At 46.2% G+C, this 17992-nt stretch carries 18 protein-coding genes; 15 read left to right on the plus strand and 3 right to left on the minus strand.

The annotated features are described in order from the left end of the window. Nucleotides 1–112: 112 nt before the first annotated feature. The 8 genes from AAHK14_RS10245 to AAHK14_RS10280 all read left to right on the plus strand — a co-directional run bounded on the left by AAHK14_RS10245 (nt 113) and on the right by AAHK14_RS10280 (nt 5603). A complete protein-coding gene (locus tag AAHK14_RS10245; RefSeq protein WP_065255756.1) occupies nt 113–1102 on the plus strand; it encodes a KpsF/GutQ family sugar-phosphate isomerase in 990 nt (329 codons plus the stop codon). 26 nt (nt 1103–1128) lie between these two features. Then, complete coding sequence (locus tag AAHK14_RS10250; RefSeq protein ID WP_065255755.1) at nt 1129–1650, plus strand: HAD hydrolase family protein; 522 nt, start codon at nt 1129–1131, stop codon at nt 1648–1650. Nucleotides 1651–1707: 57 nt separating this feature from the next. Beyond that, the gene (lptC, locus tag AAHK14_RS10255) at nt 1708–2283 is read left to right on the plus strand and encodes an LPS export ABC transporter periplasmic protein LptC (protein ID WP_194092576.1); all 576 of its coding nucleotides are present in this window, start codon (nt 1708–1710) and stop codon (nt 2281–2283) included. 14 nt (nt 2284–2297) lie between these two features. Beyond that, nucleotides 2298–2828: a lipopolysaccharide transport periplasmic protein LptA gene (lptA, locus tag AAHK14_RS10260; RefSeq protein ID WP_065255753.1), complete on the plus strand. Its 531-nt coding sequence runs from the start codon at nt 2298–2300 to the stop codon at nt 2826–2828. Beyond that, complete coding sequence (lptB, locus tag AAHK14_RS10265; RefSeq protein ID WP_194092575.1) at nt 2825–3550, plus strand: LPS export ABC transporter ATP-binding protein; 726 nt, start codon at nt 2825–2827, stop codon at nt 3548–3550. Before lptA ends, lptB begins: the two co-directional genes overlap by 4 nt. Nucleotides 3551–3769: 219 nt before the next feature. Beyond that, nucleotides 3770–4543 carry a 7-cyano-7-deazaguanine synthase QueC gene (gene queC, locus AAHK14_RS10270; RefSeq protein ID WP_227713183.1) on the plus strand — a complete coding sequence of 258 codons (774 nt, stop codon included), beginning with the start codon at nt 3770–3772 and terminating at the stop codon, nt 4541–4543. An 85-nt stretch (nt 4544–4628) separates the two neighbouring features. Continuing rightward, the gene (locus AAHK14_RS10275; protein ID WP_066891050.1) at nt 4629–4970 is read left to right on the plus strand and encodes an SMR family transporter; all 342 of its coding nucleotides are present in this window, start codon (nt 4629–4631) and stop codon (nt 4968–4970) included. A 45-nt stretch (nt 4971–5015) separates the two neighbouring features. Beyond that, nucleotides 5016–5603, plus strand: coding sequence for a TetR/AcrR family transcriptional regulator (locus tag AAHK14_RS10280; RefSeq protein ID WP_194092574.1), 588 nt, complete (start codon nt 5016–5018; stop codon nt 5601–5603). A 151-nt stretch (nt 5604–5754) separates the two neighbouring features. On the opposite strand, the gene AAHK14_RS10285 is transcribed toward AAHK14_RS10280, so the two are convergent. From AAHK14_RS10285 to AAHK14_RS10295, 3 genes are all read right to left on the minus strand, one after another. Continuing rightward, nucleotides 5755–6315 carry a hypothetical protein gene (locus AAHK14_RS10285; protein WP_065255747.1) on the minus strand — a complete coding sequence of 187 codons (561 nt, stop codon included), beginning with the start codon at nt 6313–6315 and terminating at the stop codon, nt 5755–5757. 145 nt (nt 6316–6460) lie between these two features. Further along, nucleotides 6461–7774: an NCS2 family permease gene (locus tag AAHK14_RS10290; RefSeq protein ID WP_065255746.1), complete on the minus strand. Its 1314-nt coding sequence runs from the start codon at nt 7772–7774 to the stop codon at nt 6461–6463. Nucleotides 7775–7950: 176 nt separating this feature from the next. Further along, a complete protein-coding gene (locus AAHK14_RS10295; protein WP_194092573.1) occupies nt 7951–8097 on the minus strand; it encodes a hypothetical protein in 147 nt (48 codons plus the stop codon). Between the two features lie 71 nt (nt 8098–8168). Here AAHK14_RS10295 and AAHK14_RS10300 point away from each other — a divergent pair, with 71 nt between their 5' ends. The 7 genes from AAHK14_RS10300 to mfd all read left to right on the plus strand — a co-directional run bounded on the left by AAHK14_RS10300 (nt 8169) and on the right by mfd (nt 17988). After that, nucleotides 8169–8669: a peroxiredoxin gene (locus AAHK14_RS10300; RefSeq protein WP_065255745.1), complete on the plus strand. Its 501-nt coding sequence runs from the start codon at nt 8169–8171 to the stop codon at nt 8667–8669. Next, the gene (locus AAHK14_RS10305; RefSeq protein WP_065255744.1) at nt 8666–9874 is read left to right on the plus strand and encodes a glycosyltransferase; all 1209 of its coding nucleotides are present in this window, start codon (nt 8666–8668) and stop codon (nt 9872–9874) included. Before AAHK14_RS10300 ends, AAHK14_RS10305 begins: the two co-directional genes overlap by 4 nt. A 132-nt stretch (nt 9875–10006) precedes the next feature. Then, on the plus strand, nt 10007–10714 hold the full coding sequence (locus tag AAHK14_RS10310) for a hypothetical protein (RefSeq protein ID WP_065255743.1): 708 nt from the start codon (nt 10007–10009) through the stop codon (nt 10712–10714). Between the two features lie 180 nt (nt 10715–10894). Beyond that, a complete protein-coding gene (locus AAHK14_RS10315; RefSeq protein WP_065255742.1) occupies nt 10895–11524 on the plus strand; it encodes a MarC family protein in 630 nt (209 codons plus the stop codon). Between the two features lie 76 nt (nt 11525–11600). Next, nucleotides 11601–12326 carry a DUF1345 domain-containing protein gene (locus AAHK14_RS10320; protein ID WP_083141350.1) on the plus strand — a complete coding sequence of 242 codons (726 nt, stop codon included), beginning with the start codon at nt 11601–11603 and terminating at the stop codon, nt 12324–12326. 109 nt (nt 12327–12435) lie between these two features. Continuing rightward, on the plus strand, nt 12436–14256 hold the full coding sequence (locus tag AAHK14_RS10325) for a SurA N-terminal domain-containing protein (protein WP_227712957.1): 1821 nt from the start codon (nt 12436–12438) through the stop codon (nt 14254–14256). Nucleotides 14257–14319: 63 nt separating this feature from the next. Continuing rightward, on the plus strand, nt 14320–17988 hold the full coding sequence (gene mfd, locus AAHK14_RS10330; RefSeq protein ID WP_227713182.1) for a transcription-repair coupling factor: 3669 nt from the start codon (nt 14320–14322) through the stop codon (nt 17986–17988). Nucleotides 17989–17992 lie beyond the last annotated feature (4 nt).

Raw genomic sequence — 17992 nt, forward strand, 5'->3', positions numbered from 1 at the left:
TTATCGTAAAAGTTTTTATGATAAAAGTTATCGCAGTTTGATAAAAATTTGCCATAAAACATCGTCAAATATGGTATCATACCTATTTTATTTTATAGACTATCTGCCACTCATGAATGACCAAACCCCGAACACAGCCGACCTTGATACTGACTTTATCAGCGTGGGCTTGACCGCCATTAATACCGAACAAGAAGCATTGGCACTACTTAAAAATGAGCTTGATGAGCGTTTTGTGCAGGCGTGTCAGGCGATTTTGGCGTGTCGGGGGCGTGTCGTGGTGACAGGCATGGGCAAAAGCGGGCATATCGGGCGTAAGATAGCGGCGACATTGGCAAGCACAGGCACGCCTGCGTTTTTTATGCACCCAGGGGAAGCAGGGCATGGCGATTTGGGCATGTTGGTACAGGGCGATGTACTGATTGCCATTTCTAATTCAGGGCAGTCTGATGAGATTAAAATGCTCATCCCTGTCGTCAAACAGTTGGGCATTCCCCTAATCAGTATCAGCCGTGACCGTCGTGGGTTTTTACCCAAATCTGCCAATATCGCTTTGACCCTTGGTAATTTTGAAGAAGCCTGTCCGCTCGGATTGGCACCGACATCAAGCACGACTGCCACACTGGCATTAGGCGATGCGTTGGCGGTGGCACTGTTGCATGCTCGGGGTTTTACCAGTAATGATTTTGCCTTGTCGCACCCAGCAGGGGCATTGGGGCGTAAACTATTGACCCGTGTCAAGGATGTCATGCACACTGAGAATCTGCCCGTGGTGCGAGCCGATACCAGTCTTGATAAGGCTCTGCTTGTGATGACGGGGGGGCGACTGGGCTTGGCGGTGGTGGCTGATGAACAAGATGATGTGGTGGGTATTTTTACCGATGGCGATTTACGGCGTAAACTGGCGGATAACGTGTCGCTATCCGCCCCCATGAGTACACTCATGACCAAGCACCCTAAGCACACCACAGGCGAGATGCGAGCGTCTGATGCCCTAACGCTGATGAATGAGCATGCCATTAGTCAGTTATTGGTACTGGATAATGGTAGGCTTGCGGGTGTGATTAGCATTCATGATTTGCTAAAAGCAGGCGTAAGCTAAATTTGCAAAACAACAAAAGGAAAAACATGAGCGACTTAACCAAACGATTGCGAGCAGTCAAACTTTTTGCCATGGATGTGGATGGGATTTTGTCAGACGGACAAATCATCTATGATGCCAATGGGGTGGAGACCAAAGCCTTTTATGTCCAAGATGGTGTGGGATTAAAGGCACTAAAAGAGCAGGGTATTATCCTTGCCATCATCACAGGTAGAAGCTCGCCCATGGTGGCACGTCGTGCTGATGAGCTGGGCATTGACCATGTGGTGCAGGGGCGAGATGATAAATTTACTGCTTTATCTGCCCTTGTCGATGAGCTTGGATTGTCTATGAGTGAGTGTATGTATATGGGCGATGATTTGCCCGACTTAAAAGCTGTGCGTGAAGCGGGTGTGGGTGTGTCTGTACCAAATGGCTGTGCCCAGATACAAGCGGTGGCGGATATTATAACCATCAAAACAGGTGGGCATGGTGCGGTGCGTGAAGTGTGTGAGCAGTTATTAAAAGCAAAAGGCGTTTATGATGCTTTTATCGCCCAATATACCTAGCCTAATACGCTTAGATTGATATCAATCAGAATTGGTAATAATAAGAGACAATCACTCATGAATCTAAAAATTATTAGCGTGCTGGGTGTGATGGCACTCATGGTTGGGGTGTGGTTTTTTTATAAAGAAGACGTCAAAATTGAACCTACCGTACCATCTGCTCCTACTGTCTCCTATGAGGTAACCGAAATTAAAGCGGTGCAGACCAATCCCAAAACAGGTGAGATTGAATACACGTTAATGGCAGACAGTTTGATAAAAAATAGTGCAGGCATGGATGAGATGAGAAATGCCAAAATGGACTGGACACCCCCAAATGGGCAAAGCCATTATTTAGAAGCCAATCTTGCCATTTTGGAGCAGACCACGGGCGATTTGTTATTGCAAGAGGGTTTTGTGTTGGTACGACAAGGCGATGATACCAAACCTAAGATGACCATCAAAGGCGACTTGCTAACAGCCAATACCAAACAGTATCAAGTGGCAAGCAACAAACCCATCAGTATCACCCAAGGTGCGGATAGTTTTATAGCACAGGGCTTTACTGGGGATTTGCAGACAGGTGAATATGAATTTTACCACATTCAGATGGAATTTACTCCGCCTAAGCGTGTAGATAAATCATTATTTTAACCATTGGACAGTTTATGAGAACATCACACTTAATATCACCCAAAATGTTGCTGGCTGTGGCAGGTATTGGCATGGCATCATCCGCCCATGCACTGCCATCGGATGCCAATCAGCCCATTCGTCTGCTTGCCGATAAAGCAACATATAGTGAGCGTACAGGTGTAACCAATTATTTGGGTAATGTCATCATTGAACAAGGCACGCTTAAAATCACCGCTGACAACATTACGCTAAACTTAGATGATAAGCGTAGCATTAAAACTGCTGTGGCAACAGGTCGCCCTGCAACCATGCAACAAATCGTTACCCAAGAAAAGGGGCTTGCCAAGGGGCGAGCAAATAGGATTGATTATAATGCACTGACGGGCATCATCACGCTTACAGGCAATGCCAAACTGACCCAAGCAGGGGCGAGCTTTTCAGGTAATACCATCCGTTATAGCCTAAAACTGGGCGATGTGGAGGCTAATGCTGGCGATGGTCGCCGTGTAGAGTTGGTGTTTCCGCCGAGCGAGTCCAACAGTCAAACAGGTGTTCGCCCATGACCACACTTGCCATGCACCATTTGGGCAAACGTTATGGACAGCGTTGGGTGGTCAAAGATGTCTCCTTTGAGATAGATGAAGGACAAGTGGTGGGTATTTTAGGGCCTAACGGAGCAGGCAAGACCACAAGTTTTTATATGGTCATTGGGCTTGTGCCGATGGATAAAGGACAAATCATGTTGGGTGATATTGATTTGTCCAAAAAAGCCATGCATGAACGTGCCAAAGCAGGTGTTGGTTATCTGCCCCAAGAAAGCTCTATTTTTCGTAAACTGACCATTGAGCAAAATATTTTGGCGATATTACAAACCCGTCAAGATTTGGATAAATATGCCCAGCTGACCGAACTTGAAAAGCTCATTGGTGAGTTTCATTTAGAGCATGTGCGTCATTCGCTGGGTATGAGTGTGTCAGGTGGTGAGCGTCGTCGCTGTGAGATTGCCAGAGCGTTGGCAGCTAACCCTAAATTTATCCTGCTAGATGAGCCGTTTGCAGGAGTTGACCCTATTTCGGTGGGTGACATTAAGGATGTCATTACTGCTTTAAAGCAGCGAGGTATTGGCGTACTCATTACCGACCATAATGTGCGTGAAACCTTATCCATCTGCCAGAAGGCTTATATCGTGTCCGAAGGCAATATCATCGCCCAAGGTTCGCCCAATGACATCTTACAAAATGAGTTGGTGAAAAAGGTTTATTTGGGCAAAGATTTTATGGTGTAGACTAGGATGTCTCTACCACTGATGAGTAAAAAGATGAGCGAGATGCAAAATACCAATAAAAATCTCGTTTTCTACAACCATTGTATTTATAAAACTTTCTAAATGATGTAAAGGTTGAATACATTCTAGACTTGTTAAAAATAAAACTGCCACAATTGAAGAATTTTTTGAATTTTGTGTTAAAATTGACCGTTTGATTATTTGCATGGTTTGTATTTTATGATGACATTTTGTCCCTATGACCCCAAGAATAATGACCCCAAGAATAATGACCTTAACATTCCCCATTCTGACGATTTTGCAAGTCAAAAGGCGGTCGTTTTGTTCTCAGGAGGGCTTGACTCCACTACTTGTCTGTATTGGGCAAAGGCTGTTTTTAAAGAGGTTACCGCCATCAGTTTTTGCTACGGACAACGTCATTTAAGCGAACTTGCTTTTTCATCCGCCATTGCCCAGATGCTTGGTGTGTCGCACCGCATCATTGATATTGACATCGCTCAGCTTGGTGGCTCGGCACTGACTGACAGTAGTATTGAGGTGCCTGACCATCAAGCAGACAGCGATGCTGTGCCTGTCACGTACGTCCCTGCACGTAATACCATTTTTCTGTCTTATGCCTTGGCTGTGGCAGAAGTAACCGAAGCCTGTGCCATCATCATCGGGGTAAGTTCGGTTGATTTTTCAGGCTATCCTGACTGCCGAGATGACTATATTCGTGCCTTTGAGACCATGGCAAATCTTGCCACCGTGGCAGGGCGAGCAGGCAGACGCTTATCCATCATCGCCCCTTTGCAATATTTATCCAAAGCCCAAACTCTAAAACTTGGATTGTCGTTGGGTGTGGACTATGCCCAAACCGTGTCATGCTACCGTGCCGACAGTGATGGGAGAGCCTGTGGCGAGTGTGACAGCTGTGTGTTACGCCATCAAGGCTTTGTGCAAGCAGGCATATCCGACCCCACTCGTTATCAAGATAAGACAGGGATAAATTAAAAAAACTTGCACTTAGCTATGATTTTTTGTAAAATATAAAACCGACCAGTCGGTTTTATTCATCATAGTTAACATTGAAATCATCATGCAACTACCCACCGCTTACGCCTTGCTCGCCCTTGCCATCATCAGCGAAGTAACAGGTTCGACTTTTTTAGTAAAATCAGACGGATTTAGCAGGTTCATTCCCACTTGTATTACGCTCATCTGTTTTGCCATCGCTTTTTACCTTCTGTCTCATGTCGTCAAGGTCATTCCCCTTGGCATGACCTATGCCATTTGGTCGGGCGTGGGCATTGTCTTGACCGCCTTGATTGGCGTGTTTATCCTAAAACAGCCCTTAGACACGCCTGCGATGATTGGCATTGGTTTTATCTTGGCGGGTGTGGTGATTATGAATGTCTTTTCATCCGCCGCTACTCATTAGCTTTCAAGATTATTTTTTAAATCATTTTAACCCCAAGAGATTCTTATGAATGACTTATTTACCGCCGACATCCCTACGCCCACATCGGATGATAAAACCAACAAACGCAAAAATAACCCCGAGCTGTTACGCCACACCATTCTAGTCTGTGCCAAAAATCTCATGCTTGATGCCCCCATTGGCAATTTATCCATGCAAAAAGTGGCAGACATGGCAGGTGTGAGCAAGGGTGGGCTGTTTCATCATTTCAAATCCAAAGATGAACTCATCACCAGCGTGGTGGAGCTGTTTATTGCTCAAATTAACACCGCCATCTTAGCCGACATGGACGCCCATTCTGATAAGATGGGGGCATTTACCAAAGCCTATGTTCGGGTGATGTTTGACAATCAAGAGATTGGACTAAAAAGCGACTGGGCAGGTCTTATTAGAGCCATGACCACCAATGTGCAGATGTATGGGCTATGGAGAACTTGGCTTGCCCAAAAAATCAAAACTCATGCAGGCACCGACAGCAACCCACGTTTATCCGCCATACGCTGTGCCGTAGATGGTGCATGGCTCAATGGCATCCCCCATGATGAATTGCCTGCCATGCGGACGTATTTGCTGGCATTGGCGGATGATGTTTAGCCAAATCTTTAAAATCATGACAAGCTCAATGATGTGTGAACATAAGGGCTAAAAATAACACCATTAAAAAAAGGGCGTGATGAGCACGCCCCTACAAGCCTGTGGCAAATATCAAATTCGTTAGCCATAAAGTTAAAATCAGACAGACCCATCAACCTGCTGATACCGTCACATCATAATTGGCAAAGGCTTCGGTGAGCTTTTTGATGTCGTCATCATTGTTATGTACCAGTAGAAAAAAGGCATTTTCATGCGAGCCAAGTTCCACCAATTTTAGCCCATGCCCTGCCAATTGCTCATTAAAATAGTTAAAAAACAGCTCACGCATGGCTTCAAATCGTGCTATCTGTTTTTGTATCATGGCATCAAACATCATGTTAATGTCAGCACCATCAAAATCATCATCTTCATCATCGTCATCGCCACATATTTGGGCATAATGCTCCAAAAACTCATCTTCAATGGCAATGTCACGCTGTTTGACCAAGGCAAATTTGTCAAAATCCAAATAAGGCTCTTTCCACTCCATGTATTCCATAAATTGCCCATCGGCAGGGGTTTGATAGTTATTATCGCTATCCCAACCCAGCACAGGAAACAGCACATCCGCCACCAAATCACATTTGCCATCATAACCAATGCCATCTAGTAGCGATGTTGGTACACTTGCACACTGCTGTAATACTTCTTTGATGTCGGTCAAGTCAGACATAAATTTACTCCCAGTTAATATTTAAAAACAATTCTCATTGTAGCATGGCAAATAAAGCTTGTAAATCCATCAATGTCATTAATAACACCAACAAAAAAACCATTCACCGCATGGCAAATGGTTTTTGTTGTTACCATACTCAAATCTAAATGGCATAGCCCAACGCATAAAACGCCACCAAGGCAATGGCAATGATGACCGTACCGACATTGAGCTTTTTAAACTCGCCAGAGATGACACGACCCAGCACGAGCGAGCCAAAGCCAAGCATGATACCTGTAACGATGTTGGCGGTCAAAACAATAAACACCGCACAAATAAGTCCGCTCATCGCTCCCACAAAGTCATCAAAATCAAGTTTAGAGACGTTACTTAGCATGAGCAGTCCCACATACATAAGTGCAGGAGCGGTGGCATAGTTTGGCACCAAAAATGCCAATGGCTGAAAGAACAGCATGAGCAAGAACAGACCGCCCACGACCACTGCCGTCAGTCCCGTTTTACCACCGACTGCCGTACCTGCCGCTGACTCGATATAGACCGCTGCAGGGGCAGTACCGAACACGCCCGACATGAGCGATGACACTGAGTCTGCCGTGAGAGCTTTACCGCCATTAACGATTTGCCCGTCTTTGTCAATCAAACCTGCCTGTCCCGCCACCGCACGAATCGTCCCTGTGGCATCAAACACCGCCGTCATGACAAGGGCAAACACCGCAGGCAACACCACCGCATTTAACGCTCCCATGACATCCATCGCCCCAAACAGCGACTCATTGCCAAAGCTTGGCAGTTTAAAAATAGAACCGCCAAATTTGACATTCGGGTCAAAAATCAGCCCGATGATGGTAATGGCGATAATCACCCACAGGATACCGCCCTTGACTTGGCGTTTTTCAAGACCGACAATCGCTGCCAGACCGATGAGCGACATGATGACCCCGAAGGATGTAAACTCGCCCATCTTGACAGGCAGTCCTGCATCATTTTTGATGACAAGCCCCACGCCATTGGCAGCGATGAGTAGCAAAAATAAGCCAATGCCAATCCCTGCCCCGTGAGCGATAGAACTGGGTAGATTCTTTAAAATCCACGCCCGAATGCCTGTGACCGATATCAGCGTAAACAGCACCCCCATTAAAAAAATCGCTCCTAAGGCGACAGGAATGCTAATGCCTTGACCCAGCACCAAGCTAAACGCGGTAAATGCTGTCAAGCTAATGGCACAGCCGATTGCCATTGGTACATTGGCAAACACGCCAATCAAAATAGAGCCAAGCCCCGCCACAAGACAGGTGGCAATAAATACCGACTCGGCAGGAAAGCCAGCATCAGCAAGCATCCCCGGAACGACAATCACCGAATACACCATCGCCAAAAACGTGGTCAAGCCTGCGATGATTTCTTGGCGTACCGTTGAGCCACGCTCATTGATGTTAAAAAAAGAAAGCAAAGACATAAATCGCCTTATCTTAAATTGCCCAAAAAATTAGCGGGTAATTTTACCGTATAATTACAATTTTTACAAATATTAACGAAAATTTTTTTCATTATGTATGCTTTTTTAACATTGGTAATTTAGGCGGTTTTTGGGTAAAATAGATAGGACGTGTTGAACATTGATAACATTATTTATTAAAATGATGAAAATTTAACGCTTTTATCAATTTTTGCATGAAAAATGGCTAAATCTTGTTTTTCATCGTCAAAAACTTGTCTGATAGAATGACTATCAGCCTGCGTTTTTTCCTTGAAAAACGGGCGATTTTTCTCATTTTTCATGGCAAATACCAATATTCAGCACGCCCTAGATTGTTTTTATCATCTTTTGCCCACTTAAATTACAAAACACCATCATGAAAAACTCCCAAGAAAATATCCGCCTACCCAACTTTAATGTTCATCTGGTTCGTCAGCATGATGATGACTTTATTAATGAAGACATTAATTTGGCAGAGTATATCAGCACCTATGGTCAAGGCTTGATTTTGTATTTTTATCCCAAAGACAACACCCAAGGATGTAGCGTGCAGGCGAGTGACTTTACCGCCTTGTCCGATGAGTTTGCCAAACTTGGCTATGTGGTGCTTGGCGTGTCTCGTGACAGCGTACGCTCACATCAGAATTTTATCAGCAAAAAAGAGCTGGGTATTGGGCTTATCAGCGACCCTGATGAGACGCTGTGCCAACATTTTGATGTCATCAAAGAAAAAATGATGTATGGCAAAACCCACCTAGGCGTGGTGCGTTCAACATTCGTGTTTGACAAAACAGGGGAGATGGTCGCAAGTTTTCGCAACGTCAAAGCCAAAGAACACGCCAACGCCCTATTGGACTTTTTAAAACCCCTATGAAAGTCATGCACTTATCATCATCGTTAAAGCACGATGAATCCGAACGGGGTATTTTTGCCATCACGCACGCCCTGTCCAAAGCGGGGCATGAATCCGTGGTCATCGGCTCTGCCACCACTGATGATGAGCTTGTGCTTCGCCTGCTTCGTGATGACACCGAGTATTATCGCATTCCCATGGCAAAAAAATCGTGGCTGTCATTGGTACACGTCCTAAAACTTAGACGACTCATCAGCGAACACGAACCCGACATCGTCCACGTCCATTCTCGCACGCCTGCATGGGTGCTACATTGGGCAATCCGTCCGCTACCTGACGACAAAAAACCCAAAATCGTGGCGACCATCTATGGCTTTTATCCGTTTAACAACTACGGCAAAGCCCTGTTTTTCTCTGATGTTATCATCAGTGCGTCTCGCAGTATTGATAAATATCTCAAAGAAAAGCTCGCCATCAAAAAAGAAGAATACAACATCCAAGAATTCCCCTTTAAAATCGTCTGCGTCCGCCGTGGCGTGGACACTCGTAAATACCCCTATCGCCATCATGCGTCCGTGCATTGGCTTCATGGCGTGTTTGCCGAATATCCCGAACTTGAACACAAAAAATGGCTCGTATTCCCCACGCCTGTCGGGCATGAATACGGTCAAGACTGGCTTGTGGACATTTTGGGCAACTTACAAGAGAAATTCCCCAACATCCACGCCATCATCATGGAAGATGATTTGGCAAACGTCACCGACCAAGACGTCGCCCACGAAGAGTTCGTCCAACGCCTGCATGCCTTAGGACTAAACAGCCGTGTGACGTTCATCGGACGGCGACCCCCCGACATGAAAGAATGGCTGTCATCTGCCAACGTGGTGCTTGCCCTTGCCGAACGCCCCGAGAGTATTGGCATTACCGCCATTCAAGCGATACATCTTGGCACGCCTGTCATCGGCTGGGCAAAGGGGGCTTTTGCCGACATCCTACAAACCACCTACCCTCAAGGACTGGTCAAAGAAGAGACCGCCCTTGTCCTGTGCAAAAACATCAAATTCCACCTACAAAACAAAACTCGCCCCCCAATGACGCACGAATACACCATCGAGCAGATGACCGCTGAGACTTTGGCGGTGTATCAGTCGCTCGTGCCAGACTGTCATTTGGTTGATAAAGATAAACATGATAATCTGGTCTGTGTCAAATCCGAAAGTGCCTAAAAATCATGGGTTTGCAAGTTATTTTTATGCGGAGCGTTTACAGGCGTTTTAAAATTATTTATAATCGGTTTTGTAGATTATTTGGTTTTATAAAAATAATCTACCTTTTTATTGGTTATATAAGGCTGTTTTATGAAAAAACTAAGCAAGCTTGGCAAAATCGCCCTAACATCCGCCCTATCAGCAACCCTACTATCAGGCTGTGCAACCAGTGCATTGTTAGAAAAGGACTCAGGCGGTACTTACACCACCACCCAAAAGAAAGTACTCACCAATGATGTCGTTGTGGCATTTGGTAAGCCGTCATTAAAGCTACCCAACATCCCATCGGATGCGATCGTGATTGTCGGTCAGCGTAACAGCTATGTGTTGGTTGAAGGCGGTACTCGCTTTAACAATCTCATCACTCGCCTTGACCCACGCCACATCAATCTCACCAAAGGCTTGGACTTTTATTCTGCCAATAATGACGGCAGTTTTACTGGTGAGCTTGCCTTTAAATACACCAAGCTAAAAGCCGAAGTGACCAACGAAGAACTAAACTTCTTTTTGCAAAATGGCGTCAAAGAATGCACCAGCCACAGCGAATCACAGCTTGGGGCTCAAAGCTACTGCTTCGACATCCCCCTAAAAGGTCACACCTATCCTGCCGTGAGCAATCAGTCTAGCCTAAAAGCACTGAGCAAAGCCTACCCTGTCACCATCTACACCAACGAGCAAACCACAGCTTACCGTGAAGGGCAAAGCAACCCTGTTGAAAAACTGGTGCTGTTTCCTTTCGCCGCCGCTTTTGACGTGGTCACCTTGCCACTGCAAATCATCGGGCAAATTTTTGACTGATATTAAAGTTTATGGTTGATACATAGGACGTATTTGGCTGCGTCCTATTTTTATGCCTATCTCATGTACCATAAGTTTTTGCGGATGATTGCCCTGTGATGGCGATGATTGTCATAGGAAAAACAAAGAAGTCATGATAAAATACGCTCTTTGCCATGACAACGACATCAAGGACATCTTGTGGACACCGAACTCATCAAAATCATTCTTGCCTTTGTGGTGTTGATAAACCCATTTAGTGCTTTGGGGCTTTTTTTAAATCTAACCAAAGGCTATCCTGCCAAAGACCGCCAAAAAGTCGCCCAAATCGCCTGTTTGACGGTGTTTGTGGGCATCACTTTTTTTACCATTTTAGGCGAGAGTTTGCTAAAAGTACTGGGCATCTCGGTGGGGTCGTTTCAGGTGGCAGGCGGGGTGTTGGTGTTTTTGATTGCCATTAATATGATGAATGGCGGTGGTAATCCTGTCAAGCCCAACGAAGAAGATGTGGAAGTCAGCTCGTCTTTGACAGCATCAGCGGTGGTGCCCCTAGCCATTCCCATGATGATAGGGCCGGGGGGTATCTCAACGGTCATCATTTATTCAAGTCAGGTCAAAGGCGTGTTTCAGGTGGGCATGATTTTGGCGGCAGGGCTGTGTATCAGTGTGTTTTGTTATGCATCGCTCATGGCGGCAGGTAAAATCAGTCGCTTTTTGGGCGATACAGGGCTCAATATCCTAAGTCGTATCATGGGCATGCTACTTGCGGCGGTGGCGATTGAGATTTTGATTAATGGATTGCGAACCTTGTTTCCACAGCTGATGAGCTAACCACACTACAAAAACCAAACATGCCAAGATGGGGCTTGTGTTATAATTTTTGCCTTTTTGTTTTTTGAACGCATCCATGTCAATATTTAATATCAAAACACCCAAAAAAGGCACCTTGCTTTATAAAATCTATGACTTTTTGCGGGACAACATCAATCTTGTTATCTCGGTCATCGTCGCCATTTGTGTGTATTTTTCTTTATCCGATGTGCGTTTTCTAAAGCGGTTTGTGCCAAGCATCAACATGGAGACGGTGTATTTGCTGGCGTGGGACAGCTTTTTGGTGGCATATTTGCTACTGGCACTTAGAATGTTCATCACAACGAACTCCGAAGATATCAAAAAACGAGCCCATGAGCAGTATGAACGCAAACGCACCATGCTCATTTTGATTCTTATCACGTCTTTTATTAGCATGATTGCCATCATCAATGAGATGCGTATCAGTGCTCAGTACGAAGGCTGGCTCTCTACTTTGCATGTTTGTATCACTTTTGGTACACTGATTGTCTCATGGCTGTTTATCCACACCTTATTTGCCTTGTATTATGCTCATGGCTATTATGACACCACACATGATGACAAGTATCCGCTTGATTTTCCTTATGAAAACAACCCTGATTATTGGGATTTTTTGTATTTTGCCTTGGGCATTGGGGCGACAGGGGGTGTGCCTGACGTCTCATTTACCAGCAAAAAACTGCGTCGTGTGGGAACGTTTCATAGCGTATTGTCCTTTTTCTTTAATACGGCAGTGCTGTCGCTGGTGATGGAGATGATGGGGTCGCTGGTTTCGCCATAAAATGATTTTATGTGGTCAAATGGGCGTGAAAAGTGGTGGAGAATTTTGCCAAAATGTTGTATCATAAAGAGTTTTTATGATTTTAAAAAAGTGATGTATTATGGAACAGATGCGTAATTTTATGCAGAGTTGGGTGGGTAAGGCGGTACTTGTCATCACGCTCATTCCCATGGCATTTTTGGGCGTGCAGTCATTTAGCGGTGGCGGACAGATTGCTCCCAACCAAATCGTCAAAGTGGGCGATACCGCCATTGATACCGCAACCTTTCAGTCAGAAGTCAATAACTATCGGGCTCGCCTGCTTGAACAAGTGGATGGCAGTCTGATTAATAACAAAGCTCTAAATGATGAAGTGCTAGACAGTATGATTGACAGAGCGTTGCTAGAAAACCAAGCTCAGTTTTTTGGCATGACTGTCTCTGATGATGCCATCACTCGCCTGCTACAAGCTGACCCGACTTTCCATGATGCTAATGGTAGATTTTCTAATGACATCTTTGCTCATTATCTACAAAGCCGTGGCATGAATAAGGACATGCTCTTTGCCATGTTCCGCACGCAGTTGTCGCTACGACAGCTGACAAACAGTATTTTGGGAACGGCTGTTTATCCTGACAGCCAAATCAGTCGCTTGATAGATTTGCAAACCCAAAGCCGTGAAGCGTGGGTGGTGCGTTACAACTGGCAGGATTTTGCCAACCAAGTAACGGTCAGCCCTGCCGAGATTGAGACCTATTATAACGCCAATAAGCAGGACATGATTCAGTCGCCAAGCGTGGATTTGGCTTATGTAACTCTAAGCGATGCTGACATTAAAGTGGATGCCGTGAGTGAAGATGAGATTCGTGTAGAATATCAAGCCAGCCTACAAGGTCAAGGCGATGGCAGACAGCTGTCGCACATCTTGCTAACAGGCGATGATGCTGAGAGTCGTGCCAAAGACATCAAGGCAAAACTCGATGCAGGCGAGTCTTTTGAAGCACTTGCCAAGGCACATTCAGATGACCCCACGGGCGAGAGCGGTGGCGACATCGGAAGCTATAACCCTGCCTTTTTTGGCGACAGTAGCAGTGCTGTGGAGAATGCCATCAGTGGGCTGACGGCAGGGGGTGTGAGTGAGCCTGTGCAGACAGGGTTTGGTTATCACATCTTTAAAGTCACCAAAATGGGTGACGCTCCAAGTCTTGATAGCATGCGTGATGAGCTGACCAAACGAGCGACCGAGCGTAAGCGTGCCAATGCCATGAACGAGATGATTACCAAAATCAACACCATGGCGACCGACAGCATGGGCATTAGCGACATCGCCCAAGAGACGGGACTGACCGCCCGTAGCATTAAGGGTTACACCGAGGACAATAACACCAGCGAGCTGTCCGCTCCTGTGGTGGTATCGGCGGCCTTTGATGACTTTGCCATCAGCGACCAGTCGGTCAGCCCCAACATCACGCTCGCTGACAAAACGGTGTGGGTACAGCCGACCAACTACCAAGATGCCAGAGAGCTGACATTGGCAGAAGCGAGTGAGCAAATCAAGGCGACCCTAACCAAGCAAAAAGCCATCAAACTTGCCTTAGACACAGCCAATGCCCGTGCCAAAGAAGACCCAGCGACCCTTACCAAGTCTGCCCAGCGTTTGGGTGTGGTTACTCGCCAAAGCCCAGAGCTACTGCCTGCCGAGCGTGCCAGCCTGTTTGTGCATAATAAAGACGGCATGAGTGCATGGGTGGTAGAGACGGACGCAGGGGCGAGTGTCATGGTGGGCGATAAAGCCCAAAGCACGGCAACCGCCCAAATCTCGGATGCAGAACGTCTGTCAGCATCACAAATCATCCGTGATAATGTCGGTCAAGACCAACTCCAAGACTATTTGCACTACTTGCGTGACACCAAAGAAGTACAAATCAACGAACAAGCCATGTCGCACTAAGACAAGCACAATACCAAAAACCCATATGCCAAATATGGGTTTTTCATTAGACGAGTCATGTTAATGATAAATATCAATATCAATACCCCTACTCATAAACCCAACTTCCACACCCACTTTACCACCCAAGCGGATGCAAGTTTCGCCCTGTGGCTTGCTACCCTTGCCAAAGACGGCACGGATTTGACCTTAGTCATTTGCCAATCCCAAAGCGAACTGCAACGCCTTGCCGATGAGCTACATTTTTTTGGGGTATCCGCTCATGTGTTTGCCGATTATGAGACGCTTGTTTATGACAATCTGTCGGTACACCAAGACATCATCTCCGAGCGGATTGACCTTTTGACGCATATGCCAACAAGGGGTGTGCTACTGGTGAGCGTACAGACACTCATGCAAAAAATCACACCGCCAAGCTATCTGTTGGGGCGGTTTTTTGATTTGAATGTGGGCGATAACTTTGATATAGAGCGTGAGCGTGAACGCCTTGCCAAGGCAGGCTACAAGGCGGTGGACAACGTCTATATGGCAGGCGAATTTGCCGTGCGTGGGAGCATTGTGGATATTTTTGCGGTGGGGCAAGCCTTGCCGTTTCGTTTGGAATTATTTGATGATGAGATAGAAACGATTAAATTTTTTAATCCTGATACTCAGCGAACCGTTACCGATGAAGAGCTTGATAAGCTCAAAAAAGACGGCGTATTTGACGACAAAACCGCCCCAACGTCGCCCAAAGTGGCAAGTTTTCGCCTGTTGCCTGCCCGTGAATTTGACCTAGACGACAAAGAGACGTTCCGCCAGAATTTTGCAAGCCTTTTTCCCAATGCGTCGGCTCGCAAGGTGGAATTTTATAATGACGTTATGAATGGCATACAGCCGTCTGGGGTGGAGTATTATGCACCGCTGTTTTTTGATTTGCATGAATGGCAGACGACAGGCACGCTGTTTCATTATCTACCCAAAAATACGCTGGTTGTCTGTGATGACAATTTGTCCGCTCATCATCACAACTTTTGGGAGCAGGTAAACGCACGCTATCATTCTCGGGCGTTTGATAAGGACGTGCCGATTTTACCGCCTGATTATTTGTATTTGCCAAGCAATGAATTTTTTCAAGCCTTAAAAACTTACCCAAGAGCAGTATTCCAACAACCGTTCGTGATGAGCCTGTCGAACCATGACGGTTTTCCGCCACCCGCAGGCATGGCTCAGGGCGAACGGAAAACAGCGAATGGCAACAAAGAAAATCCGCTTTCCTTATTTCGCCAATTTACCGCCCACACCGTCCCCAATTTGCCAATCAATCATCAAAAAGACAAACCATTGGGCGAATTTTTGGACTTTGTGGGGGCGTGCGATGAGCCGATTTTATTGGTGTGTGAAAGTGCTGGTCGCCGTGAGATTATTTTGGAATTATTAAAGGGCAAACTTGACAGCGACACGGTGGCGGATTTTGGTGAGTTTTTGGCAAATTTGGATAAATTTAACCCTAACAAAACCGTTCGCCCTGAGCCTGTCGAAGGGTACGGTTTTGGCAAAATTGCCCTAACCGTTGCTCCGATAGAGCGTGGATTATGGCTAAAAAATGAGCAAAATCAAGGCTTTTGTGTCATCAGTGAAACCCAAATTTTTGGGCGAGTGGTCGCAACCACCAAACGCAAACGCCAAAATGTCTTATCGCAAGCCTTTTTGATAAAATCGGTAAGCGAGATGACCGAGGGGTCGCTTGTCGTGCATTTGTCCTATGGTATTGGGCGGTATCAAGGGCTTGTTGTGCTTGACGTGGGCGAGGGCGAGCAGGAATTTATCCATATCAAATATGCCGATGATGCCAACGTCTATGTACCGATTACCAATCTTGCTTTGATTGGGCGGTATAGTGGTACCGATAGCGAGGCGGTGCAGTTGTCAAAACTTGGCTCGGGCAAGTGGGATAAGGCACGCCAAAAGAGCCTGACCGACATTTATGACGTGGCAGCAGAGCTGTTGAATGTGCAAGCAAGGCGAAATGCCAAACAGGGCATTCGTTTTGACATTGACATGGCAAGCTATGAGCTGTTTGCCAGTGGTTTTGCCTATGATGAAACCCCCGACCAACAAAGTGCCATAGAGGCGGTGATGTTTGACATGAAGCAGACCAAGCCCATGGATAGGCTTATCTGTGGTGATGTGGGTTTTGGCAAGACAGAGGTTGCCATGCGTGCAGCATTTATTGCGGTGCAGGCAGGTTATCAGGTGGCACTGCTTGTGCCAACCACACTACTGGCAGGACAACACGAGGACAGTTTTAAGGACAGATTTGCCGATTGGGCGATTAAGATTGAAAGTTTGTCTCGTTTTTCGTCTAAAAAAGCCCAAGATAAGGTGCTTGCCAGCTTAGCCGATGGCAAGGTGGATATCATCATTGGCACGCACCGACTGTTACAAGATGATGTTAGATTTAAAAATTTAGGCTTGATGATTATTGATGAAGAACATCGTTTTGGCGTACGCCACAAAGAAAAAATCAAAGCCATGCAAGCGGACGTGGATACGCTCACCATGACCGCCACGCCCATTCCACGCACGCTCAACATGGCTCTGTCGGGTATGCAGGATATTTCTATCATTGCCACACCGCCTGCTAGAAGGCTTGCCATTAAAACATTTGTCGCCGAAAAAAATGAGCAGACAACCAAAGATGCGATTTTGCGTGAGATTTTGCGTGGGGGGCAGGTGTATTATTTGCACAATGACGTGGCGAGCATTGACACGGTGGCAGAGAACTTGTCCGAGCTGATTCCTGAGGTGCGTGTGGGCGTGGCTCATGGGCAAATGGCACACAAAGAACTCCACGATGTCATGAGTGATTTTTATCATAAAAAAACCAATGTGCTTGTCGCCAGTACCATTATTGAAACAGGCATTGACGTGCCAAATGCCAATACGATTATCATCAACCGAGCCGATAAGTTTGGGCTTGCCCAGTTGCACCAACTGCGTGGGCGAGTGGGGCGGTCTCATCATCAGGCGTATTGTTATTTGTTTGTGCCGTCTATCAAGGGGCTGACGGCTGATGCCAAAAAACGCCTTGATGCCATTAGCCGAGCCAATACGCTTGGGGCAGGGTTTATGCTGGCGAGCGAGGATTTGGAGATTCGTGGGGCAGGCGAGATTTTGGGCAAAGAGCAGTCGGGCAATATGCAGACCATTGGCTTTGGGCTGTATATGGATATGCTAGAACGTGCCACCAAGGCGATAAAATCGGGCAATACGCCAAGTCTCGCCACACCGCTTGATTTGGTGAGTGATATTAACATTCATGCGTCTGCCTTGATACCGAGCGATTATTTGGCGGACGTGCATGAGAGGCTTTTGTGCTACAAGCGTATCGCCAATGCCGAGACGATGGACGAGCTAAACGAGATGCGTGCCGAGATGATTGACCGTTTTGGGGCGATGCCGACCGCCCTTGCCAATCTGTTTTTGGTACATAAAATGCGAGTGCAGAGCATACCGCTTGGCATTGGTAAAATTGACGTAACCGCTCATGGGCTTAGTATGGAATTTAAAGCGGACATGCCTGTGGACGGACTTGCAATTATCAAGCTCATTCAGTCTAATGACGGCTATCGCATGAACGGGGCGACAGGACTAAAATACACCTTTAAAGACGAAAAAGACGTGGTGGGGCGGACGAATGCGGTGTTTGAGCTGTTAAAATATTTGCATGGGCATATCATCAAAGAATAAGGAT

Source organism: Moraxella sp. K1664 (assembly GCF_039693965.1).
In the GTDB taxonomy this organism is placed as follows: domain Bacteria; phylum Pseudomonadota; class Gammaproteobacteria; order Pseudomonadales; family Moraxellaceae; genus Moraxella.

Bases quoted from the DNA above. Each gene is read 5' to 3' on its own strand.
- AAHK14_RS10245 (WP_065255756.1), top strand. From the start codon at position 113: ATGAATGACCAAACCCCGAACACAGCCGACCTTGATACTGACTTTATC.
- AAHK14_RS10250 (WP_065255755.1), top strand. From the start codon at position 1,129: ATGAGCGACTTAACCAAACGATTGCGAGCAGTCAAACTTTTTGCCATG.
- lptC (WP_194092576.1), top strand. From the start codon at position 1,708: ATGAATCTAAAAATTATTAGCGTGCTGGGTGTGATGGCACTCATGGTT.
- lptA (WP_065255753.1), top strand. From the start codon at position 2,298: ATGAGAACATCACACTTAATATCACCCAAAATGTTGCTGGCTGTGGCA.
- lptB (WP_194092575.1), top strand. From the start codon at position 2,825: ATGACCACACTTGCCATGCACCATTTGGGCAAACGTTATGGACAGCGT.
- queC (WP_227713183.1), top strand. From the start codon at position 3,770: ATGATGACATTTTGTCCCTATGACCCCAAGAATAATGACCCCAAGAAT.
- AAHK14_RS10275 (WP_066891050.1), top strand. From the start codon at position 4,629: ATGCAACTACCCACCGCTTACGCCTTGCTCGCCCTTGCCATCATCAGC.
- AAHK14_RS10280 (WP_194092574.1), top strand. From the start codon at position 5,016: ATGAATGACTTATTTACCGCCGACATCCCTACGCCCACATCGGATGAT.
- AAHK14_RS10285 (WP_065255747.1), bottom strand. From the start codon at position 6,315: ATGTCTGACTTGACCGACATCAAAGAAGTATTACAGCAGTGTGCAAGT.
- AAHK14_RS10290 (WP_065255746.1), bottom strand. From the start codon at position 7,774: ATGTCTTTGCTTTCTTTTTTTAACATCAATGAGCGTGGCTCAACGGTA.
- AAHK14_RS10295 (WP_194092573.1), bottom strand. From the start codon at position 8,097: ATGAAAAATGAGAAAAATCGCCCGTTTTTCAAGGAAAAAACGCAGGCT.
- AAHK14_RS10305 (WP_065255744.1), top strand. From the start codon at position 8,666: ATGAAAGTCATGCACTTATCATCATCGTTAAAGCACGATGAATCCGAA.
- AAHK14_RS10310 (WP_065255743.1), top strand. From the start codon at position 10,007: ATGAAAAAACTAAGCAAGCTTGGCAAAATCGCCCTAACATCCGCCCTA.
- AAHK14_RS10320 (WP_083141350.1), top strand. From the start codon at position 11,601: ATGTCAATATTTAATATCAAAACACCCAAAAAAGGCACCTTGCTTTAT.
- AAHK14_RS10325 (WP_227712957.1), top strand. From the start codon at position 12,436: ATGCGTAATTTTATGCAGAGTTGGGTGGGTAAGGCGGTACTTGTCATC.
- mfd (WP_227713182.1), top strand. From the start codon at position 14,320: ATGATAAATATCAATATCAATACCCCTACTCATAAACCCAACTTCCAC.